Raw genomic sequence first — 20,486 nt, forward strand, 5'->3', positions numbered from 1 at the left:
TCCCCTATCAAGTTTGTAGAAGAACTCTAGCTTAGAAAATTAAATAGAGAAACCACCCAATTTTGTTTCCAGATATTCAGAAATTCCTTCGTGACCGCCTTCCCGGCCAAGACCACTCTCCTTCATCCCGCCAAATGGGGCCGCAGCAGCGGTCGGATTAATATCATTTATGCCGATAATGCCAAATTTCAGACCTTCATACATTCTGAAAGCCCGGCCGATATTTGGGGTGTAAACGTAAGCGGCCAATCCGTAATTCGTGTCATTGGCTTTTTCCAGAACCTCGTCTTCACTTTCAAAGGTCAGAATAGGGGCAACTGGACCAAATGTTTCTTCGCGGTAAATCAGCATCTCTTCGGTTACATCGGCCAGAACGGTGGGGGCATAGAAGAACCCTTTTTCGAGACCGTTTTCAATCAGGCGATGGCCACCACAAACAAGGCGGGCCCCTTTATCCAAGGCATCTTTGACCTGGCGCTCTACTTTATCAACCGCGCCGGGGCCGACAAGCGGTCCGATACTGATGCCGTCTTCAAGGCCATTCCCACCGCGCATTTTACGAACACGGGATTCCAGCGTTTCAATGAACGGCTCGACGATTGATTTGTGGACGAAAATACGATTTGGACTGATGCAGGCTTGTCCTGTATTCAGGAATTTGACCAGGGAAACGCCTTTTGCCGCATGTTCCGGATCTGCATCGTCAAAGACAATAAACGGGGCGTGTCCGCCCAATTCCATTGATACACGTTTCATATTGGCCGCGGCCCCTTGGGCCAGCATTTTCCCGACATTGGTGGAGCCTGTGAATGTCAGTTTGGCAATTTTTGGGTTGCTGACAAATTCTTCGCCAATCGCTGCAGGTTTTTCGGCGGTGACGAGATTGACCACGCCCGCCGGTATGCCGGCCTCTTCAAAAATTTTGAACATGGCAATGGCGCAGAGCGGCGTTGATTCTGCGGGTTTCAGAACAATAGTGCACCCAGCCGCAAGGGCGGGGGCTATCTTCCGTGTAAGCATGGAAATCGGATAATTCCACGGGGTGACTGCCGCGACGACGCCTACTGGATGTTGCTGAACAATAAAGCGCTGATCACCGCGCGGGGCGGGGATGGTTTCTCCGTAAATACGTTTGGCTTCTTCTGCATACCAAAGCAGAAAATCCGCGCCATATTGCACTTCGTTGCGGGCGGCTTTTAAAGGTTTTCCCTGCTCTGTTGTCATGAGACGAGCTAGGTCTTCTTTTCTCTCCAACATTAGCCCATGCGCACGATAGAGAAAAGATGAGCGTTGATATGCACTGGTTTTCGACCAGGATTTAAAGGCCTCAGCCGCGGCATCAATCGCTGCCTTTACTTCGGTTTCACCGCCATTTGGCACGTGATCAATGATGTCACCATTTGCTGGATTGGTGACAACAAATTTTGATCCATCTTCAGCGTCCTGCCATTGCCCGTTAATATACATTTTAGCACGCATCCTTTAGTTTTTGATTTTCATTGCATGGGCCATAGCGTGCCTTAGCGGCCATGTAAAGTCTGATTTTACGCCGTAAGCAGGTGAAAAGGGACCGGAATGGAGGTGCGATTTCTAGTGGATTATCTTGTAAACTGTTGTCCTGCCATCCTGTACTTCATAGGGGAGACCATCAAGGTCGTGGATATGCACATCGCGGGCTCGGTTATGCATGAGAATGTCGATCGCTCTTTGCTCGTGATCCGGATCGCGGGTGTGAATCCACAATGGGATGCCGCCGTGTTCCAGTTGCCGGTCGTAATATCCGGTTTGCCTTTTATCGACAATGTTCATAAGGATTAAGCCGATACCGGCTCCCATCAACCCGCCAATTGCCGAAACGATAAGAAGCATAACGGTTGACAACCCAAACGCAGCCGAAACCCCTGCACAGGCCAATGTCAGGATATAAATGGGAGCTCCCAGCAGCGCGCCTTTGGCATCGCCAACGGATTCAGGCTCGATAACCGGACCGCGCAACGCACTGGGGCTGTCTTCAGTTTGAAGAGTGTCTTCAATGGGAAGCAAAGATTTGCTGCCGACAACCTGATCCCTTGCCAACATCGTAATGTCAGAGCGATCAAACCCCTGACTTTGCAGTTCATCGACACAATCATGTATGGCACCGATATCGTCGAAAACACCAACGGCTTCTCTGACGGCGGGAGATGGGTGTTTTTGCGCATTTTCCATAAAGGATCCTCCTTTTCAGGTTGTTCCCCTCAATCAAAAACGCGACAATCTACTTATTTTCTTATTGGCGTCACTATACATTAAAAATATCTAATTTGCAAAATCGCTTTAATGGTCAGCGCAGGGTTTCAGGGTGATGTTGCGGATCCAGTGTTCTCGCTTTTCCTTCGGCGAGACGCTTGATACAATGATGAAAAAGGGAGGGGCCTGTGGCAACTACAGAGCAACGAAGAACGAGAGTAAAACGCAGCGTTGACGCGATCAGAAACAAGATCGGGACCACAACACCGGATCAGGCAATGCTGGATTTTATCCGAAACGAATTGATTGAATTAGCCGCGGAAACAGATCTTTTCAATCTGAATGCCTTTCCGCCACCGGAACCAGACAGTAAAAGGCGGAACTGTTTGTATCGTTTGTCAGAAGATCCGGATCATCGCTTTGCCCTATATGCGAATGTTGCAAAGGGAGATGTGAATGCGCCGCCGCATGATCATACGACCTGGGCCGTTATCGTCGGTATAACCGGTCAGGAGGAAAATCGGTTTTACCATAAAAGACAAGACGGTGTTGATTTGAAAGGCCGTGAGATCGTCGAAGCCGGAACAGGTGTTACGCTTCATGCAGAGGATGTGCACAGCATTCATATTGCCGACGGTGATCCTGTTCTCAACTTTCATATGTACGGCTTGGCGCTGGAGCAATTGCCGAACCGTAATTATTGGAGTGAGCCCGCGGCTGAATGGCGTGTCTTTCCTGCACATACTGACATAAGAGAGGCGCGATAGTGTCATTTGAGACGATCTCTCCCGCCCAGATGCAGCAGAAGCTTGCCTCCAATGCGGAAGTTGCCTTTTTGGATGTCCGGGAACAAGGCGTTTATGCGCAGGGGCACCCTTTATGGGCAACCTCAATGCCGCTTAGCCGCCTTGAATTGGAGGCTGAACGAAAGTTGCCTCGCAAATCTGTAGACATCTGTTTGATTGATCAGGGGGATGGAGACGGGCTTTCCGTCCGGGCTGCCCAGACGCTAGCAGAAATGGGATTTACCAGTTTGTCAATTCTGGACGGGGGCATTCTTGGTTGGCATGGCGCCGGGTTTGAAATTTTTTCAGGGGTGAATGTTCCCAGCAAAGCCTTTGGTGAATTTGTCGAACATCACTGCGAAACGCCGCATATTACAGCCGATGAGTTGAAACAGCGGTTGGAGGCAGACGAGAATATCGTCGTGTTTGATAGTCGTCCGTTTGATGAATATCACCGGATGAGCATTCCGGGTGCGATTGATATGCCCGGTGCCGAACTGGTTCACCGGGTTTTTGAAACGGTAACGGACGACGAGACGACTATTGTTATTAATTGCGCGGGCAGGACACGCAGTATTATTGGTGCGCAGTCTTTGATTAACGCCGGGGTTAAAAATCCGGTTATGGCGCTTAAAGACGGTACAATGGGGTGGTACCTGGCAGGACACAACCTTGCCAATCATGCAAACATCATTGCCCCTGAACCATCCCGTGAAAATCTGGACCGCAGTGTGCGGGCCGCCCGTACCGTCGGGGCGAAGGCAGGCGTTGAATTGTTGGAAAAAGACGGCCTCTTAGCGTTGCAAAGGCAAGCAGAGGATATCAGCCTGTTTGTGCTGGATGTGCGGACGATTGAAGACTTCGCGGCGGGGCATCTTCCTGGCAGTCATTTTTCGCCGGGCGGACAGCTTGTTCAGGCGACCGATGAATATGTGGCCGTAAAAAATTCTCATTTGGTCTTGGTGGATGACAGGGAAGTGCGGGCCTGGATGAGTGCTTCCTGGCTTAAACAAATCGGATGGTCGAACGTTTTTGTTCTAACCGATTTAAGTGGGTTTGAGCTTGCCTCAGGCACGGATGACTCCGCAGCTCTGGGCGGGGATATCACGCCGTTGGAATTGGATGCTGTCAACGCGTCCGGTGAGGCCGCGGCGGTTCTTGACCTTGCGAATTCCCTTGCCTATCGAAAATCCCATATACCGGGGTCTTATTGGGTTATTCGGTCCCGGATTGCAGAGGATCTGAATTTCCTGCCTCTCGTTGGATATATTGTGATTACCGCAGACGATGAACGGTTGGCACATTTGGCTGTTAAAGATGTGAAGGCAGCAAGACCGCTTGCCATTGTTCATGTGTTAACGGGCGGTAATGAGGGGTGGCGGCAAGCTGGACTGCCAACGGAAGAAGGGGATACGCGGCTGCTGAGTAAACAGGATGATCTGTGGTATAAGCCCTATGACAACCGGGAAAAGATTCGCCAAAGAATGCAGGAATATCTGGATTGGGAAGTCGCGCTGGTCCCACAGGTCGAACGGGACGGAAGTACAAGATTTTCCGTTCTGGAATAAGGGCAGGCGTCGATAGGTTTTGTTCGGAAAATCGTATTTTTAATTTTCTTGTTTCCCGCAGTTAAGGTGGGCTTGCATTCAGTTTCGTCTCGGCCTAGCATAGGCTGAAATGGGCACGTGAGATGCCCTGTTTTATAATGGAGGAACCCCAATGGATTTGTCGTTCAGTGATGAAGATTTAGCCTTTCAGGCGGAAGTCAGAGAATTTTTTGCAACCCAGCTACCTGCGGACGTTAAAGATCGATGTGATCGCGGACTTCATTTCACCAAGGAAGGGCAGCAACGTTGGCAGAAGATCCTGCATAAAAAGGGCTGGATGGCGCCAAATTGGCCCGCCGAATATGGGGGGACGGGATGGACGACGACCCAGAAATATATTTTCGCACAGGAAATGGGGGCGGCTTCTGCCCCGGCGCCAATGCCATTTGGTGTCAGTATGGTCGGCCCGGTGATTTACACTTTTGGTAATCAAGAGCAAAAAGATTACTATCTCCCACGTATTTTGAACTCTGATGACTGGTGGTGTCAGGGGTATTCGGAGCCGGGTTCGGGTTCTGATCTGGCTTCGTTGCAAACAAAAGCTGTTCGGGATGGCGATGACTATATTGTCAACGGCCAGAAAATATGGACGTCGCACGCGCAATATGCCGACATGATTTTCTGTCTCGTGCGTACCGACAGCTCGGCAAAAGCACAGGAAGGCATTTCCTTCTTATTAATCGACATGAAAACGCCGGGCATAACGCTCAAGCCAATTATCGGTCTGGATAAAGAGCATACATTGAACGAAGTCTTTTTTGATGATGTTCGTGTGCCTGTGAAAAACCGGATTGGAGAAGAGAACAAGGGCTGGACCTATGCTAAATTCCTGCTGGGCAACGAGCGAACAACAATCGCCCGTGTCGCCCAATCAAAACGGAAAATTGCGCGGTTACGCCAAATCGCAAAAAATGAGCGTGTGAATGGCGGTTATCTGGAAGAAGACCGGGACTTTATGCGTAAGCTCAATCAGATCGAAATAGATCTGACGGCATTGGAGTATACGGAACTTCGGATGATTTCCATGCTGGAAAGCGGCAAAAAGCTCTCAGCAGAACCGTCCTTACTAAAAATTAAAGGCACTGAAATTCAGCAACGCTTGACCGACTTGCTGGTCGAGTCTTTGGGCATGTATGGCGCGCCTTACGAGGCGCAGCGCGATTACGCTGGGATTAACGAAGCCCCTATTGGTCCGGATTATGCGACCGGACCGATGGCAGAACATCTTTACCTCAAAGCCGCTTCCATTTACGGTGGCAGTAACGAAATTCAACGAAATATCATCTCTAAAATGGTTCTGGGATTATAAGGAATAATAAAAATGGATTTTGAACTTTCAGACGAACAATCCCTGTTAAAAGACAGCGTCGATCGGTTTGTACAGGATAACTATTCTCCCGAAGCCAGAATGAAGTTGGCAGAAACGGATTTGGGGTACAGCCTCGAACATTGGAAGACAATGGCGGAACTCGGCTGGTTGGGAATGCCCTTCTCTGAGGATGTTGGCGGATTTGGTGGCAATGCTGTTGAAACCATGATCATGATGGAAAGCATGGGCAGCGGACTGGTTCTGGAGCCCTTCTTCTCAACCGTAATTTTGGGCGGTGGCTTAGTCGTTGAAGCGGGAAGCAATGAACAGATTGAGGCAATCATACCGTCGGTAATCGAAGGCAATTTGATGCTGGCCTTCGCATATGCTGAAAAACAGTCGCGTTTTAATCTCAATGATGTTGAAACAACAGCGACGAAATCCGGAAATGAGTATGTTCTGAATGGTCATAAAGCGGTTGTCTATCATGGTGCGACGGCCGATAAGTTGATCGTTTCGGCGCGAACCAGTGGGGATTCACGAGACGCTGACGGTATTTCTCTGTTTGTTGTTGATAAAGCAGCCGCAGGGTTGGACATACAGGGATATCGCACTGTGGATGGCCTTCGGGCGGCAGATGTTCATTTTGATGGCGTGAAAGCCGAAGCCCTTTTGGGCGAAGAAGGCAAGGCCTTCCCGGTAATTGAAAAGATTGTGGATCGTGCAATCGGTGCCTTATGTGCCGAAGCTGTTGGCGCCATGGCGGCAGCCAATGAGATTACAAATGAGTATCTGAAGACACGCAAGCAGTTTGGAACACCAATTGGAAAGTTTCAGGTTCTTCAGCATCGCATGGTGGATATGTATATGGAAGCAGAGCAATCTAAATCCATGTCAGACATGGTCGCGATGAAGCTGGATCTGGGATATGATCTGGACACGAAGAAGGCTGTTTCTGCGACAAAAGCTCAAATCGGTAAGGCGGCCAAGTTTATTGGTCAACAATCTGTACAGCTTCATGGTGGCATGGGGATGACAGATGAATATTCTATCGGGCATTACTTCAAGCGTTTATCGACACTGGAAATGCTTTTCGGGAATACCGATTATCATCTGAGCCGTTATTCTGACTTGTCTTAGACGTTTAAAGACACCCATATTATAAAGCTGGAGACTTTCTCCAGCTTTTTTTGTGAGGAAATGATGATTTTCCCTTGGATTTCAGTTGGTGCAATATTAGGTGCCGCTGCCGTTATACTGGGCGCGCTTGGTGCCCATCTTCCCGCAGAAGACGTTGTTGTCGGGCGATTTCACAACACGGCATTACTGTTTCATATGGTGACAATATCGCCAATATTGATAATCGGTTTGCTGACCGGAAAAGCGTCAAAAGGACACAGATATTTTCACCTGTCTGCAAGCCTTCTGACACTTGGGATTCTGTTTTTTGCCGGTTCTTTGTATGTGCGATCCTTCACCGGGGAAGCCATTGGCTTTTATATAACACCAACCGGTGGTATCTTCATGATTATGGGTTGGCTTCTTCTTGCAATCGGCGGTTTTCTGAATGTCAGGAAAAATCAATCGCCGTAGGTGTATTGTTTGAAATGCTTGCGGCATAAGGCAACATAACGATCATTGCCACCGACTTCTTTTTGGGCCCCTTCCCGAATGGGGTCGCCATTTTCGTCTACACGGATCACCATCGTCGCCTTGCTACCACAAAAACAGATGGTTTTAAGTTCCTTTAATTCGTCGGCCCAGGCCAGTAAATGGCGGCTGCCTTCAAAAAGATTGCCCTGAAAATCAGTTCGAAGACCATAGCAGAGGACTGGGATCTTGAGCTGGTCAGCGATCTCTGAGAGTTGAAACACCTGATCACGGGACAGAAACTGGCTTTCGTCCACCATGACACAGTCAATTTGCCTGTCTTTGAGGGTGTTTGTGACCAGTTCCAATAAGTCAGTGTCGTCAGAAAAAAGGCTGGCTTCTGCTTCAAGTCCAATACGGGATGTGATTTTGCCTTGGCCATACCGGTCGTCAAATGCTGCAGTCAGCAGCAGCGTCTGCATTCCGCGTTCTTCATAGTTGAAGCTGGATTGCAGCAACGTCGTGGATTTTCCGGCGTTCATTGTCGAATAATAAAAGTATAGTTTCGCCATGATCTAGATGTCGTTCCAAGGTTTCGGTGTTTCGGAATACGGTATGTATAAGGGGTGTTTTGGTTGTCCCTTTGATGTCAACGCGAGGACATGTACATTTAAGGCCTTGTCTCTGAGCATCTTACGAACCGCCAGATGTCGATCCAGATGATCACCATGGCTGCCCCATGCACAGATGGTCATGTCCGCCCGTGTGATGCTCTCAATGAGGGCGTCATCATTTGCCGGGCCTACAGGATCTGAAGCCCGTTTCAGATCTTTAGGGTCAGTGGCGCGAAAGCCAAAAATATTAATCACCTCTAACGCGCCAAAGCCCATGGATATGGCACGGCGGTGGCATCGCTCAACCGTCGGATCATTCCGCGCCGCATCCGCGGTTGACGGGTTGAGCATTAGAAAGGAAACAGATGGACCATCATCCCATCGCCGCCAGAGCCGATACCGATAGGCATCACAGTCGCTAAAATCCGCGCCGCTCTCTTTAAAAAACCGGGCGTCCATTAGAGGCATGTCCTTTGAGTAAAATCTGGAAAAATCGGGCCGGGTACACCCGGAGCCCATTCAGTTCGTTTCGCCATGATGGTTTTAAACGGGGCCGATGTGACCCAGTATTCCAGCCATTTTTGAACGGCAGGGTACGGGGCATTATCAAACCAGCTGCGGTCGCTATTTGCAAACTGCCGGACGAACGGGAAAACCGCAATATCCGCAGAAGAAGGATGATCCGACATCAAAAAAGAGTGCGAACTTAGTCGGTTTTCAAGTTTTTGCAGGAAACGCTCCCCCTCTTCGCGGTAGGCTTCGCGGCTGTTTTCAGGGAAGCGGACATGGTATTTGTACTTGTCCAGTGCAGATTTGAACGGCCCGTCAGTTTCGTCAATCAACTGCGCCAGTTCTGCTTGCTGTTCAGGGGTATCTGGATGAATGTTTTTTGGATCAGACGTTTCAAGTGCCCAGTAAAGAATGTCTCTGCTTTCTTCAAGGACCGTTCCATCCTGCAAGATCAGAACCGGGACGGTTGCTTTTGGACTGGCATCCAGCATTTCCTGTGGTTTGTTTTTCAGCAGGATATCCCGGAGTTCGACCGTCTGGCCTGAAAAGAAAATTGCCATGCGCGCACGCATGGCGTACGGACATCGCCGGAAACTGTATAAAACAGGAATTTCTGATTTATTTTCGCTGTTTTTCAAAGAAGCCATTTGATCAGTTCGTTACTTGGGATAAGTATCACCTAATTCAAATCCCTGAGCCTGTAAAGACCTGTCAGGTTACCAACGAAGGCGATTGACCCGTCTTAACATAGCCTCGCGCATCATATTGTTCTGACGGAGAAGTTTCTTTTCAGCTTCATCCTCTTCATCTTCTACCGTTTTTACATCTGGCACAGGCGCAGAAGCAATTGAGACAGCCCTGTAGGATTGCGAGGCTTCCAGGGCACTAACCGTTTTCTGTTCCGATTTTACAAAAACTTCTGACGGTTGAATTTTGGTGAGATCCTTTGGCCGTTCTTTGGTTGGAGACGCTAACAAACTCATTTCTTCGGGTGCAAGGTCTGGCGTTTGAATGGTTTCAGGCGGCACTTCTGTTTTTAGCTTGGCAGCAAGTGATGCCTGTTTTTCTGCCAGAGGTGTCTTTTTGGCAGGAGGGCTTTCAGCAGTTTTCCGATCGTCAGCGCGTTCAGGAGGCGTTACCGATTTTTCACTATTTTTTGATGCAAAGATCTGTTGCATGCTTAGCGGGGTTCTCCGCCGTTGAGGCCGCTGACTGTCGTCCAGTTTTTCAGGTGTCCACGTTATAGAAGAAACATTTCTTTTAAGCCGGGTCTTCGCGGGGCTAGGGATAGGATCTGGCTCTTTTTTGGGCTGCACCTTCGGTGGTTTTTGTGCCGTAAACAGGGGCAGGCGCGTTTCAATCTGGTCTACCAAATACAGCATAGCCGTACTTAATCGCTTGTTTTTACGCTTCAGCTTTTTATTTTCGGCAAGCAACTTCCGTTCGCGGTCGGACAGTTCCGATACGTTGGAATATTGATTTTTCAATTTTTTGCTGACGAAATTCATATGTCGCGTAACGTGTCCCCCAAAACCCCTGACTAAACCCTTTTTGGGCGCAAGTCGCGGGCAGTGTAAATCAGATTAATCTTGTTGAAAACACTGGGATGAAGATTTATTGAATTTATTTTTTGTTAACCTTATTTATTAACCTTTAAATGGCCTTTTATTGCTTCATTGTCTGCTTTGGCGTGCATCGGCCATAGAAGTAGCTTTGCTGGATAAAGCAACTTCGATCCAGCATGATCACATAGTTCCCCTGACAACTGGAAAAGCTGATCCAGCTTTGGAACTCATAATCTTCTCCTGCGTTATCGCCTGGATTTTTATGGATCGTAAGATAGTCGATTTTTTCAACATGTTTGGGATCAATCCCGGCTTCGGTCAAATGTTGTTGCACGACAGGAGCGCAATCTTCTGCCGTGTAGGCAGCGATTTCTGATTGCAGGGATGCGGCCATTGCCAGATTAAGGTTGGCAATGGTTAAATAACCAAAAAAAAGAGGGCGGATATATTGGTTCATGGTCTGATTTTCACTATAACAGCCTATTCTTATTAGATATGTCGGCGTTTCAATTGGTCAATCAGGCGTGAGAATTTTCTGTTATCGAATGTTGAGCTCTACGGTCTCCAGCCCTTCAATGCCGCCAACAATATGATCACCAGATTTGATGGCTCCTACACCCGCAGGGGTTCCCGTGAAAATCAGGTCGCCTGGAACCAGTTCGTAGAAACAGGAAAGATGAGCCGTTACTTCAGCGGGGGACCAGATCATGTCAGAGATACGGGCTTCCTGCTTTCGGCTTTGATTGACGTCCAGCCATATCTTGGAAGATGCCAGATCGTTGGTTTCCGATTTCAGGCGGATGGCACTACAGGGCGCGGATTGGTCAAACCCTTTTGCACAATCCCATGGGCGCCCCTTTTGCTTGGCGGCTGCCTGAAGATCACGGCGGGTCAGATCTACACCGCTGGCATACCCGAGAATAAAATCGGGTGCCGCGTCTACCGGGATATTCTTGCCTTTTTTTCCGATGGCTAGCACAAGTTCCATTTCGAAATGCAGGTTTTCTGTGGCGGCCGGATAGTCAATTGTTGACCGGTTTTGCACAATCGCATCGGCCGGTTTCGAAAAGAAAAAGGGAGCTTCCCGCGTCGGGTCCCCGCCCATCTCTTTCGTGTGTTCCGCATAATTGCGTCCCACACAATAAATCCTGTGAACAGGAAAAAGAGTATCCTGACCAAGGACGGGAAGAGCAGGGACTGCGGCCGGTTCAAACAAATAGGACATTATTGATATTCCAGAAGATGGAGGAAGTTTCGGGTAGAGTAATCCCAGACCATTGATCTTTCAAACAGCTTAGTTGCATTCTCGTGGAAAAGATCCCTAAGATAGTGGGTCCTTTCTGGTCTGCGGGCACAATAAGAAGAAAAAAAGGTGCAATATGAATGTTTGGCAAATTGGAGATATCAAGATCTCCCGGATTGTGGAAATTGAAACTTCTGGGGGAACCCGTTTCATCCTCCCAGATGCGACACCGGAAAATGTCCTTCCGATTACCTGGCTGGCCCCCCATTTTATGACGGAAGACGGGAAGCTGACGATGAGTATCCATGCATTGGTTGTTGATACGGGAACGACCCGCATAATCGTCGATACCTGTATTGGGAATGATAAAGAGAGGGTCGTTCCGAGCTGGAACAAATTGCAGACGCGGTTTCTGGAAGATTTGGAACTGGCCGGATATCCGCGCGACAGTATCGACATGGTTTTATGTACCCATTTGCATGTTGATCATGTGGGGTGGAATACCATGCTTGAAGGTGATCGGTGGGTTCCTACTTTCCCGAACGCTGAATATTTATTCGGGCGCCGTGAATGGGAACATTGGCAGCAGGAAGATCAGGATCACTACGGCTCGGTGATCGAAGATTCTGTTGAGCCGATCATTGCAGCAGGATTGGCGCGGTTCGTGGATATGGACGAACAGATCTGTGAAGGCGTTGCGTTGGTACCAACGCCGGGGCACACCCCCGGCCATGTAAGTGTGCAGATAACGTCTAAAGGTCAAGAAGCCTGGATTACAGGCGATTCCATTCATCATCCCTGTCAAATGGCCAGAACAGATTGGTCGAGTGCAGCCGATACCGACCCGGAGGAGGCGCGCTCAACACGCTTGGCAATGTTGAAAGCGTTGTCTGAAAGGGATGTGTTAGTCATTGGAACCCATTTTGCAACGCCAACCGCCGGACATGTTAAAGCGGATGGTGAAGATCGTTTCCGATTTGATGTATAAAATGTAACGCTTGCTTGTTTCCTTTTGTTGCTATCCATGGGCGTCATCGTGTATTTTACGTCCGGTCTTTAGGTCTAAAGGAACTCTTATGCGCTGGTTTGGACTATATGGGGTTTTTCTGTTGGCCCTGTCGGGATGCGCAGGAAACCAACCGGTAATAAACCCCGGATCCTTCATTGCTCAATATGGTCTTACGCCTCCGGCTCCGGATGCGTTTGTTTATTGCAGTGATCATGATTGCCTGAGCAAAACGTCCATTTCCTTATCCAGCCGTGAATGGCAGGGTATTATTTCACCCCTTAAGGGAGGGGCGAGGACACCTGCAAAGGAAAGAGAAGCCCTTGCTGTCAGCGTCGGCAATTTTGAAACGGTTGTTGCAAAACGGGCTGGTACTTCTGCAGATCGCGCGAGAACCGGTATGCGCAATAGCCAACAATTGGACTGCATTGATGAAAGCCTTAACACAACTGTTTTTCTTATGATGGTATCAGCAGAAGGCCTGCTTGACTTTCATGACTTGGAGGGAACAGCGGGCCGGGGCGGCGCCTTTGACTGGCCGCATTTTTCATCGACAATCCGCGAGAGAAAAACGAACATGACCTATGCTGTCGATTCGTGGTTTAGGGACAGTGGGCAACGGGCGGATATTATCCCTTTGAGCCAATGGAAAGCTGGCTGGAACCCGCCTGATTTCAAATAATCGTTAGCGATATTATTCGTATCGCAGGCCTGTTGTAAGTATGTTATACGGGGGCAAGGCGCGCAAAACCTGTTTAAGAGGCTATAATGAAACTCTACGATTTAGTGGGCCCACCGAGCCCGCGGCGCATTCGCATTTTTCTTGCTGAGAAAGGCGTTGAAATTGACACCGTGACAATTGATACGCGCGAGGGAGAGCACCTGAAACCTGAATTTCAAGCCATCAATCCTCGCTGTACAATTCCGGCTTTAGAGATGGATAACGGCGAGGTTTTGACGGAAGGGGATGCGATCCTTCGGTATCTTGAAGAAAAATTTCCTGAAAAACCTTTATTTGGTCAGTCTCCGGAAGAGCGGGCGGTTGTTAATAACTGGCTCCATATAACCGATCTGGACGGCTTTAGTGCCGTTGCTGAAGTGGTCCGAAACTCTGTACCGAGATTTGAAAACCGGGCGATAACCGGTTCCCGAAATGTCGCTCAAATAGCCGAATTGGCAGAGCGGGGCAAAAAACGGATCGACTTTTATTTTGAAGATTTGAATGCCCACTTAAAGGGGCGCGATTATATTGCTGGATCAACATTCACTGCTGCGGATATTAGCGCCATGATCGTTGTTGATTTTGCTAAAATGGTGGGTAAAGAAGTGCCGGCAGAGTGTCAGGATCTGCTCCGTTGGTATGCGTCCGTCTCAGCACGGCCAAGCGCAAAGGCCTGACCACCACTATTCAGGATTTTCCCTGAAATAGTAAATTATATCCAACGGGGGCGGTGCGATATCAAGCTGTCCAAGCATGTGATGGCATTGCCCCCGGTGATGGGTCTGATGGTTAAAGATATGGGTCAATATCTTTGCAATATTGTCGTGACAGGGAATGCCTGCAGACGTCTTGTAATCTAGAAAGCTATCCAGCTTATCATCTGTAAGGGCCGAACAATATTGCCCAAGCCGATGATCAACGTTTTGTCTATGGCGCCACAGATCATCGAACCGTTCATGCAGGACAGCATCCAAAGAGGCTGGTTTTTCTCCCTCTCCTTCCAGGCGTTCGAGCCACAGAAGATCGCCAACCAGAATATGATTTAAGGTGCCATTAAGGGACCCAAAGAAACCACCAACATCCATGGTTTTCTGGGCGTCCGACAGGGCCTGAACTGCATTGAACAGGCGTTGGTTCGCCCATGCATTATATCCGGATAAATCCCGGTAATGTTCAATCATATTCGGCTCCGTGCCTTATTTAGGAGGGGCGGGCGTGACAACGATCGTACTGTCGTCATCAGAGTCCTCGTTTGTGGAGGATACCACTTTTTCTTCAGGCCAGTTTCCAATCGGAAAGGGTTTATTATCAGACGCCTGCGTGAGAAAATCAACAAGCTCGTGGATATACTGGCCCAGTGCTGTTCCAAATCGTTGTAGCTGATTGAGAGGCGCGCCTGTAATCAGAGTGCTAAAAAACTGAACAATGGCAATCGCGGCTAACACAATTTCGGCAACGTTAAAACAGATTGCATAGAGAATGATATAGATCAACCTCTTCCAGGTTTTTTTGGATTTCAGGTTGTTTTCAGTCTTGTCGTCCATCTTTACCTCCCCGGGTATAAGGATGAGCTCAGCAGGGTGAGTCTCGCCGGTTATAACCAGCGCCTGACAGTAGCCTTATACGACAGATATTCATCCCCGAACTTTTCTTCAAGATATCTTTCTTCCCGAGCAATCACATGGTACCGAATTATCAGCAGGGCACCGGGTAGCAAAGCTAAGGCCAGCCATGATCCGGCAGCGATAGAAAACCCGACGTAACCAACTGTCATAAATACATAAATCGGGTTTCTGGAAAATCTGTAAAAGCCTTTTTTTAAAACAACGGTCGTTGGTTTCCAAGGCTCTACATTAGAGCCGGATTTTTCGTGGGACCGGGCGATGATGAACACAAAAAGAAGAGCAACAATGACAATTCCAAATCCGGCGAAGATCTGCAGCGCTGGCCCCAGGGTGCCATCAAGCCAGTATGAGTTGAAAAGGATACCAAAGACCAAAAAAAACAAAAAGCAAAGGGGCGGCGGAATTAGTACACCTGCATGATCTTTCCGTTTTTTGGTTTCTTTATTTTGGCTCAAAACAAGCCTCCCTAGGCGGGGACATGGGAGGCGAGAAATTCAATCGCCGCCTGCGTGCCCCCTTCACCGTGTGGAATATTCAACGCTTTTAGTCCCATTTCAATAACGGATAAGGTGCCCAGCAACATTGGGGCATTCGCATATCCCATATGGGCAATACGAATACCCTGACCCTCAAGCGCACCGATGGTGATACCAACAACCACACCGCATTTTTCATCGCAATATTCGCGCAGGGTATCAGGCGAATACCCTTTTTCGAATAAAACTGTTGTGACAGCAGAAGCGCGTTCTTCTGCTTTGGTAATATTAAACTGTAGAACACCGGGCTCAGACCATTTGGAAACAGCCGCGGCCGTCGCCCCTGCGAGAAGGGAATGCCGGTGAATGGCGGCTTCCAGCGTTTCTTCAAAAAGCAGGTCCATCGATTGGCGAAGGGCGAATAAAAGATGCTCCGGAGGTGTTCCTGCATATTTCTGGTAGTGAACTTTACCCATCCGGGCCGTCCAGTCCCAGTAGGCGGTTCTGAGATTGGCTTTCTGGTGAAGTTCCATTGCCCTTGGACTTGCGGCGTTGAAACTGAGCCCCGGTGGCGACATCAGGCCTTTTTGGGCTGCCGCGACCGCGACATCAACCCCCCAGTCATCCATCGAGAATTCCATGGTTCCGAGAGAGGCAATTGTATCCACCATAAACAGGGCTGGATGCCCGGTTGAACGAATGGCTTTACCCACGGCTTCTACATCATTGACCACACTGGATGCCGTATCAACCTGTACCATTAGTATCGCCTTTATTTCATGGCGGGTATCCTGCTTGAGGCGTTCTGCAACGGCGTTTGGTTTTACCGCCTCCCTCCAGGAGCCGGGCAGGATCTCGACATCCAGCCCAAGCGTTCCCCCCGTCGCGCCCCATCCGTTTGCAAATTGTCCGCTTTCAAGAACGAGCACTTTGTCGCCTCGACTAAGAACATTGCTCAGGGCTGCTTCCCATGCGCCATGACCATTGGCGATATAAATAAAGGCCTTTCCATCTGTTTTGAACAGCCGCTTCAAGTCAGTAAGAAGGCTGTCTGTAAGCGGAGGGAAGTCTTTTTTGTAAATATCAATGGCGGGTTGATGCATCGCACTGAGCACGGAATCTGGAATATTTGTTGGTCCAGGGATGCTTAGAAATTCGCGACCAGTACGCACGCTCATAAGGGGGGTTCCTTATTTTGAATGATTTAATAAGTGAGTTTACTGAACATTTCCTGATTGGCAACTTTTGTCAGGCTATTCACTCTTTTTTGGTCGTTTTTTAACAAATGTTTTTTGCACGCTTGTGTAAAGCTGTTTACTAGAAGCGCCGAGTCCAGCGAGTGGTAGAAACCGGGATTTCTTTGTTCCGGCAGGACGTTGAATGATACGCAACATGACAAATAGCGTCAGGAAAGAAGTGCCACCTGCAATGCAGAGAAACAGGGTTTCCGGGCCGAAATAGGCCATAAACTGAGAGGTGATGATTGGACCGCTGCTGGCTCCCAAGCCATAGGCGAATAGAAGGCTACCGGATACCTGAACAAGCCGTTCTTTGTCGACCAGATCGTTGGCTTGTGCCGATGACATGGGATAAATTGTGTAGGCAACGCCCCCATAAATTAAAGCCGTCATGTAGAGGAATGTGATATTCTGTTCGCCACTTGCCCAAACAATAGCAAGGCTTGCTACTGTTGTCAGGATCGAGACGACAATCATAACCGTGCGTCGATCGAAGCGGTCTGAAAGGCGGCCGACAGGAAATTGCAGAAGCATTCCGCCAAGCAGGATGGAGGCCATGAAAAACGAGATTTCTGCAATCGTCATATCGATCGATTTCGCAAAAACCGGTCCCATACTGTTGATTGAACTGTTTGAAAGACCGGCTGTGAAGGTGCCAATAACACCAACCGGGGAAATGCTGTACAGGGCCTTTAGGCTCATCCGTTCCGGTTTTGTGGGTTTGGGGGCTGCGGATCGCGTTAATAGAATTGGCACAAGGGCGATCGAAAAGATAATCGAGGCAACGGAGAATAACTCAAACGATGCGGGATCCGCCAACGGCAGAATAAGCTGACCCAATCCACCGCCCAGATAACTGGTCATCATGTAAAGGGATAAAACGCGCCCCCTGTTTTCATTTGTAGATCGTTCGTTCAGCCAGCTTTCCACGATCATTACCATGCCAGCCATACAAAAACCGCAGATCGCTCGTAGGATAATCCAGGAAATGGGGTTGAGGATAAGAAGATGGGCAAGGACGGCGACGGACATGATCGAGGCAAAGGCGGCGAAGGACCGAATATGTCCGGCACTTGCAACAACCCGCGCGGCATTCATGGCTCCCAGAAGCATCCCGATGAAATAGGCCGCCATGATCAGGCCGGTAATTTCTGTGGAAAAGCCTTCCAGTTTGCTGCGCAAACCCAACAGAGTTCCGAACATGCCATTTGCCAGCAACAAGAGGCCATAGCTGAGCAATAATGAAGCGACAGATTTTGCGGTATTCAGCATCTAACTTTCTTTGCTGATAGAGTTAGTGAAATACATCACGAGTAATGAAATAGCACCAAATCCAGCAAAACTTATCACCAGTGGCAGAATGGTTCCGTTATAGGTCTGTGCAATCAGTGAACCGATTATGGACGCTTGAAACGTGGAAAAGGCGGTGACGATCGCGGATCCTACGCCGGCAATATGGCCAAGAGGTTCCATTGCAACGGCGTTAATGTTGCCAAATAAAATACCAAAACAGAAGAAGGTCATCAGAAGGAAAATCATCAAACTCCACAAAGGAGGTTGACCGTTCAGCACAAAGCTGATGACGACAAAAATCGCCGAGATCGTTGTTAAGCCCCAAAGCGCTTTTTTAATAAGGTTTTGCATTCCCAGCCGAATGACCAGTGACGAATTCACCATGGATGCTCCCCCAATGGCAAGGGCAAGAACACCAAAATAAACCGGGAACAGGTCCCCAACCCCATACTGGTCCTGAAAGATTTGCTGTGACATAGACAGATAGCTAAGAAAACCACTGAAAACAAACCCGGCCAGGATCGTATATCCGAAGGATAAAGGGGTGGTTACAACCTCTTTTGAGGCCAACATGAGACGCTTGAAAGAAAATTTGTGGCGTCTCGCTTTTTCAAGGGTTTCGCGTTGGCGAAAGGCAAACCAGATGAACGCCGTGGCGCCAAGTGCAAACATCGCACCAAATATTGCTTTCCAGCTGGCAAAAAATAAAACAATCTGGCCTAATCCCGGTGCCAGAACAGGCACGAGAATAAAGACGGTCATTACCAACGACATGAAGCTCGCCATTTCGCGGCCTTTATACTGATCACGGATCAGAGCCATCGAGACGACGCGCGGTCCGGCGGCGCCCAACCCTTGCAAAAAGCGTCCGGCAAGCATTGTTGGAAAGTCTGTAGCATAAATCGACAGAAGGCAGCCAATCAGAAAGATGGAAAAGCCAATATAGATCGGTTTTTTTCGTCCAATACTATCGGAAATCGGCCCATATAGAAGCATGCCAACTGCCATGCCGGCAAAAAGCGTGCTGACAATATACTGGCGGTCGTTTGGATCTTTGATCGAAAGATCTTTCTCGATATGTGAAAGAGCCGGAAGCATGGCATCGATTGATAGGGCGATCAACGAAGAGAGAAGGGCCAGTAGGATAACCTGTTCGACGTAGCCGATTGCCGGTTTGCCGGTTTGAGATGTCAATTGAAACTCCGCATCTGGGAAAGCATGCATTTGGTCAGGCAAGAACAATTGCCGCATGGGTCAGTGACCTTTCTAACGCTATTTAGGACGCCATTCCAATATTATTTTGTCCACCGTTCGGATCAATTGACAAGCCGCGCGCCCCATAGTCTTATTCCGGTATGTATTCATCTTCAAATCCCAGTCCCAGATACCGACAGTTGCTTGACCATTATCGTTTGATGCATGAGCAGGGGTATCATCGCCGTGTCGGTGATGATCTCGTCAAGATTGCACCGGAAAACACGTTCAATGGTTTCGATGTGAAACGGTTTGTCTATTCTATTCGGGGGATCATTCGTGCCACCAAATCCAAGACAATTCTGGATTATGGAAGCGGTAAGGGGCAGCAATATTCTGAAGAACTGACGCGAGACGGCAACGTTCTGGCAACATCGTTGCATGATTTCTGGAATGTTCGGGAGATTACTTGTTATGATCCGGCGATAAACTGTCAGTTTTTGTCGCCGAAAATTCGGTTTGATGGTGTCATAGCGACAAATGTGATCGATCTTATTCCTGAAGAAGATCTTCCCTGGGTCGTGGACATCCTGTTCGAACGGGCGGAAAAGTTCGTTTTCTGCAATGTGGCTGGATTTAGGGCGCCGTTCAATCTGCCAAGCGGAGAAAATGCCCGTGTTGTGAGAAAATCAAAACGCTGGTGGGTGACCCTTTTCAAGCGGGCCAACGAGCGGTATCCCGGGCGGTCACATTGTCTTGCTTTTGAAGAAACCAGAAAAACGTTTGAAGGGCAAAAAAAGAAGGCAACGTCTTATATTCACAATTGCCCCGGGCTTATTTTGCCCGGGCCAAAAGTGAGAATTTCCAGTGCTATAGAAAAAAGCCAATAGCCTTGTGTATTAAAGGTTCTCGAACAGCGTCCGAATACGTGCCAAGCTAAGGTCCTGCCAATCCGGGTCCATATACTGGACGGATTTTTCGGCCGCAATCTCCTTTTTTTTCTGCTGCCAGACAGATTGTATTCCGATCGCGGTCAAATAATCTTCGTTCGCCAGAATAAACTGCTTTTTATAGGGCAGGATCAAGAGGTGAGGCATTTTTCGGAGTTCCGCTTTCGCCTCTTCTTCGTTGCGGCACCAGATGTTTAAGAGTGGAGTGCAGCGGTTACTATACCAGAAGGTTCCGGCATCTTCTCCGGGATGCCATCCTCCGCTGAGATAATGGACAGCGTGACGCCAATTATGAAAACCTGCTTTTTTTGCGATAAAGTCCTGCACTTCCTGTAATTTAGGAGGCGTATTGGACCAGAGATCTGGAGTGGGCAGGGATTGCATCCAGTTGTGGAAACCCGTGGGCTCGCGCCGGAAGGATTTTTTCAATAATTGTGATTTGATTTTTAGTTCTGAAACAGGGGCCGTATCAGTTTGTGCCATTTCAATTTCCTTCAGGTTTTCTATGGCATCCCGCAAAGCCAACGTGAA

24 protein-coding genes are annotated in these 20,486 nt (G+C 48.7%); 9 read left to right on the plus strand and 15 right to left on the minus strand.

Annotated elements, in window-relative coordinates:
- Positions 1–39: 39 nt before the first annotated feature.
- Positions 40–1,467 carry an NAD-dependent succinate-semialdehyde dehydrogenase gene (locus ACJAYR_RS00675; protein ID WP_415234803.1) on the minus strand — a complete coding sequence of 476 codons (1,428 nt, stop codon included), beginning with the start codon at positions 1,465–1,467 and terminating at the stop codon, positions 40–42.
- 123 nt (positions 1,468–1,590) lie between these two features.
- Positions 1,591–2,208, minus strand: coding sequence for a hypothetical protein (locus ACJAYR_RS00680; RefSeq protein WP_415234804.1), 618 nt, complete (start codon positions 2,206–2,208; stop codon positions 1,591–1,593).
- 209 nt (positions 2,209–2,417) lie between these two features.
- On the opposite strand from ACJAYR_RS00680, the gene ACJAYR_RS00685 reads away from it, so the two are divergent.
- The 5 genes from ACJAYR_RS00685 to ACJAYR_RS00705 all read left to right on the plus strand — a co-directional run bounded on the left by ACJAYR_RS00685 (position 2,418) and on the right by ACJAYR_RS00705 (position 7,523).
- Positions 2,418–2,996, plus strand: coding sequence for a cysteine dioxygenase (locus ACJAYR_RS00685; protein WP_415234805.1), 579 nt, complete (start codon positions 2,418–2,420; stop codon positions 2,994–2,996).
- Positions 2,996–4,582 carry a rhodanese-like domain-containing protein gene (locus tag ACJAYR_RS00690; RefSeq protein WP_415234806.1) on the plus strand — a complete coding sequence of 529 codons (1,587 nt, stop codon included), beginning with the start codon at positions 2,996–2,998 and terminating at the stop codon, positions 4,580–4,582. The genes ACJAYR_RS00685 and ACJAYR_RS00690 overlap by 1 nt, the downstream gene beginning before the upstream one ends.
- Positions 4,583–4,733: 151 nt before the next feature.
- Complete coding sequence (locus ACJAYR_RS00695) at positions 4,734–5,930, plus strand: acyl-CoA dehydrogenase family protein (RefSeq protein ID WP_415234807.1); 1,197 nt, start codon at positions 4,734–4,736, stop codon at positions 5,928–5,930.
- Between the two features lie 12 nt (positions 5,931–5,942).
- A complete protein-coding gene (locus ACJAYR_RS00700; protein ID WP_415234808.1) occupies positions 5,943–7,070 on the plus strand; it encodes an acyl-CoA dehydrogenase family protein in 1,128 nt (375 codons plus the stop codon).
- A gap of 60 nt (positions 7,071–7,130) precedes the next feature.
- On the plus strand, positions 7,131–7,523 hold the full coding sequence (locus tag ACJAYR_RS00705; protein WP_415234809.1) for a DUF423 domain-containing protein: 393 nt from the start codon (positions 7,131–7,133) through the stop codon (positions 7,521–7,523).
- Here ACJAYR_RS00705 and ACJAYR_RS00710 read toward each other — a convergent pair.
- From ACJAYR_RS00710 to ACJAYR_RS00735, 6 genes are all read right to left on the minus strand, one after another.
- Complete coding sequence (locus ACJAYR_RS00710) at positions 7,511–8,092, minus strand: thymidine kinase (protein ID WP_415234810.1); 582 nt, start codon at positions 8,090–8,092, stop codon at positions 7,511–7,513. The two genes, ACJAYR_RS00705 and ACJAYR_RS00710, sit on opposite strands and share 13 nt — an antisense overlap.
- Positions 8,093–8,095: 3 nt before the next feature.
- A complete protein-coding gene (locus ACJAYR_RS00715; RefSeq protein WP_415234811.1) occupies positions 8,096–8,593 on the minus strand; it encodes a DUF1643 domain-containing protein in 498 nt (165 codons plus the stop codon).
- Positions 8,593–9,291 (minus strand): glutathione S-transferase, encoded by a 699-nt coding sequence (locus tag ACJAYR_RS00720; protein WP_415234812.1) that lies wholly within the window; start codon positions 9,289–9,291, stop codon positions 8,593–8,595. Before ACJAYR_RS00720 ends, ACJAYR_RS00715 begins: the two co-directional genes overlap by 1 nt.
- Before the next feature lie 69 nt (positions 9,292–9,360).
- Positions 9,361–10,152 carry a hypothetical protein gene (locus ACJAYR_RS00725; protein WP_415234813.1) on the minus strand — a complete coding sequence of 264 codons (792 nt, stop codon included), beginning with the start codon at positions 10,150–10,152 and terminating at the stop codon, positions 9,361–9,363.
- A 157-nt stretch (positions 10,153–10,309) separates the two neighbouring features.
- Positions 10,310–10,666, minus strand: coding sequence for a hypothetical protein (locus ACJAYR_RS00730; RefSeq protein WP_415234814.1), 357 nt, complete (start codon positions 10,664–10,666; stop codon positions 10,310–10,312).
- Positions 10,667–10,747: 81 nt separating this feature from the next.
- Positions 10,748–11,434 (minus strand): fumarylacetoacetate hydrolase family protein, encoded by a 687-nt coding sequence (locus ACJAYR_RS00735; protein WP_415234815.1) that lies wholly within the window; start codon positions 11,432–11,434, stop codon positions 10,748–10,750.
- Between the two features lie 154 nt (positions 11,435–11,588).
- Between ACJAYR_RS00735 and ACJAYR_RS00740 the strand changes: the two genes are divergently transcribed.
- The 3 genes from ACJAYR_RS00740 to ACJAYR_RS00750 all read left to right on the plus strand — a co-directional run bounded on the left by ACJAYR_RS00740 (position 11,589) and on the right by ACJAYR_RS00750 (position 13,856).
- On the plus strand, positions 11,589–12,440 hold the full coding sequence (locus ACJAYR_RS00740) for an MBL fold metallo-hydrolase (RefSeq protein WP_415234816.1): 852 nt from the start codon (positions 11,589–11,591) through the stop codon (positions 12,438–12,440).
- Positions 12,441–12,528: 88 nt separating this feature from the next.
- The gene (locus ACJAYR_RS00745) at positions 12,529–13,140 is read left to right on the plus strand and encodes a hypothetical protein (protein WP_415234817.1); all 612 of its coding nucleotides are present in this window, start codon (positions 12,529–12,531) and stop codon (positions 13,138–13,140) included.
- 86 nt (positions 13,141–13,226) lie between these two features.
- Entirely contained in the window at positions 13,227–13,856 is a 630-nt protein-coding gene (locus ACJAYR_RS00750; RefSeq protein ID WP_415234818.1) for a glutathione S-transferase family protein, read from the plus strand.
- Positions 13,857–13,862: 6 nt separating this feature from the next.
- Here the strand turns inward: ACJAYR_RS00750 and ACJAYR_RS00755 are convergent, their stop codons facing one another.
- The 6 genes from ACJAYR_RS00755 to ACJAYR_RS00780 form a co-directional block, all read right to left on the minus strand.
- Positions 13,863–14,360, minus strand: coding sequence for a DinB family protein (locus ACJAYR_RS00755; RefSeq protein WP_415234819.1), 498 nt, complete (start codon positions 14,358–14,360; stop codon positions 13,863–13,865).
- Positions 14,361–14,375: 15 nt separating this feature from the next.
- The gene (locus tag ACJAYR_RS00760; RefSeq protein ID WP_415234820.1) at positions 14,376–14,723 is read right to left on the minus strand and encodes a DUF4389 domain-containing protein; all 348 of its coding nucleotides are present in this window, start codon (positions 14,721–14,723) and stop codon (positions 14,376–14,378) included.
- Between the two features lie 50 nt (positions 14,724–14,773).
- Positions 14,774–15,259, minus strand: coding sequence for a methyltransferase family protein (locus tag ACJAYR_RS00765; protein ID WP_415234821.1), 486 nt, complete (start codon positions 15,257–15,259; stop codon positions 14,774–14,776).
- Between the two features lie 11 nt (positions 15,260–15,270).
- Complete coding sequence (locus ACJAYR_RS00770; protein ID WP_415234822.1) at positions 15,271–16,458, minus strand: pyridoxal-phosphate-dependent aminotransferase family protein; 1,188 nt, start codon at positions 16,456–16,458, stop codon at positions 15,271–15,273.
- 75 nt (positions 16,459–16,533) lie between these two features.
- Positions 16,534–17,790: an MFS transporter gene (locus ACJAYR_RS00775; RefSeq protein ID WP_415234823.1), complete on the minus strand. Its 1,257-nt coding sequence runs from the start codon at positions 17,788–17,790 to the stop codon at positions 16,534–16,536.
- Positions 17,791–19,005, minus strand: coding sequence for a multidrug effflux MFS transporter (locus tag ACJAYR_RS00780; protein ID WP_415234824.1), 1,215 nt, complete (start codon positions 19,003–19,005; stop codon positions 17,791–17,793). It lies immediately after the preceding gene.
- 200 nt (positions 19,006–19,205) lie between these two features.
- Between ACJAYR_RS00780 and ACJAYR_RS00785 the strand changes: the two genes are divergently transcribed.
- Entirely contained in the window at positions 19,206–19,895 is a 690-nt protein-coding gene (locus tag ACJAYR_RS00785) for a hypothetical protein (protein WP_415234825.1), read from the plus strand.
- Between the two features lie 9 nt (positions 19,896–19,904).
- Here the strand turns inward: ACJAYR_RS00785 and ACJAYR_RS00790 are convergent, their stop codons facing one another.
- Positions 19,905–20,438: a hypothetical protein gene (locus tag ACJAYR_RS00790; protein WP_415234826.1), complete on the minus strand. Its 534-nt coding sequence runs from the start codon at positions 20,436–20,438 to the stop codon at positions 19,905–19,907.
- Positions 20,439–20,486 lie beyond the last annotated feature (48 nt).

Source organism: Sneathiella sp., assembly GCF_047631475.1.
Lineage (GTDB): Bacteria > Pseudomonadota > Alphaproteobacteria > Sneathiellales > Sneathiellaceae > Sneathiella.

What these genes read in the sequence shown, in the direction of transcription:
- ACJAYR_RS00725 (WP_415234813.1), bottom strand. Translation starts at nt 10,152, where the DNA reads ATGAATTTCGTCAGCAAAAAATTGAAAAATCAATATTCCAACGTATCG.
- ACJAYR_RS00705 (WP_415234809.1), top strand. Translation starts at nt 7,131, where the DNA reads ATGATGATTTTCCCTTGGATTTCAGTTGGTGCAATATTAGGTGCCGCT.
- ACJAYR_RS00760 (WP_415234820.1), bottom strand. Translation starts at nt 14,723, where the DNA reads ATGGACGACAAGACTGAAAACAACCTGAAATCCAAAAAAACCTGGAAG.
- ACJAYR_RS00755 (WP_415234819.1), bottom strand. Translation starts at nt 14,360, where the DNA reads ATGATTGAACATTACCGGGATTTATCCGGATATAATGCATGGGCGAAC.
- ACJAYR_RS00745 (WP_415234817.1), top strand. Translation starts at nt 12,529, where the DNA reads ATGCGCTGGTTTGGACTATATGGGGTTTTTCTGTTGGCCCTGTCGGGA.
- ACJAYR_RS00715 (WP_415234811.1), bottom strand. Translation starts at nt 8,593, where the DNA reads ATGGACGCCCGGTTTTTTAAAGAGAGCGGCGCGGATTTTAGCGACTGT.
- ACJAYR_RS00695 (WP_415234807.1), top strand. Translation starts at nt 4,734, where the DNA reads ATGGATTTGTCGTTCAGTGATGAAGATTTAGCCTTTCAGGCGGAAGTC.
- ACJAYR_RS00680 (WP_415234804.1), bottom strand. Translation starts at nt 2,208, where the DNA reads ATGGAAAATGCGCAAAAACACCCATCTCCCGCCGTCAGAGAAGCCGTT.
- ACJAYR_RS00710 (WP_415234810.1), bottom strand. Translation starts at nt 8,092, where the DNA reads ATGGCGAAACTATACTTTTATTATTCGACAATGAACGCCGGAAAATCC.
- ACJAYR_RS00720 (WP_415234812.1), bottom strand. Translation starts at nt 9,291, where the DNA reads ATGGCTTCTTTGAAAAACAGCGAAAATAAATCAGAAATTCCTGTTTTA.
- ACJAYR_RS00770 (WP_415234822.1), bottom strand. Translation starts at nt 16,458, where the DNA reads ATGAGCGTGCGTACTGGTCGCGAATTTCTAAGCATCCCTGGACCAACA.
- ACJAYR_RS00790 (WP_415234826.1), bottom strand. Translation starts at nt 20,438, where the DNA reads ATGGCACAAACTGATACGGCCCCTGTTTCAGAACTAAAAATCAAATCA.
- ACJAYR_RS00735 (WP_415234815.1), bottom strand. Translation starts at nt 11,434, where the DNA reads ATGTCCTATTTGTTTGAACCGGCCGCAGTCCCTGCTCTTCCCGTCCTT.
- ACJAYR_RS00750 (WP_415234818.1), top strand. Translation starts at nt 13,227, where the DNA reads ATGAAACTCTACGATTTAGTGGGCCCACCGAGCCCGCGGCGCATTCGC.
- ACJAYR_RS00730 (WP_415234814.1), bottom strand. Translation starts at nt 10,666, where the DNA reads ATGAACCAATATATCCGCCCTCTTTTTTTTGGTTATTTAACCATTGCC.
- ACJAYR_RS00675 (WP_415234803.1), bottom strand. Translation starts at nt 1,467, where the DNA reads ATGTATATTAACGGGCAATGGCAGGACGCTGAAGATGGATCAAAATTT.
- ACJAYR_RS00700 (WP_415234808.1), top strand. Translation starts at nt 5,943, where the DNA reads ATGGATTTTGAACTTTCAGACGAACAATCCCTGTTAAAAGACAGCGTC.
- ACJAYR_RS00740 (WP_415234816.1), top strand. Translation starts at nt 11,589, where the DNA reads ATGAATGTTTGGCAAATTGGAGATATCAAGATCTCCCGGATTGTGGAA.
- ACJAYR_RS00775 (WP_415234823.1), bottom strand. Translation starts at nt 17,790, where the DNA reads ATGCTGAATACCGCAAAATCTGTCGCTTCATTATTGCTCAGCTATGGC.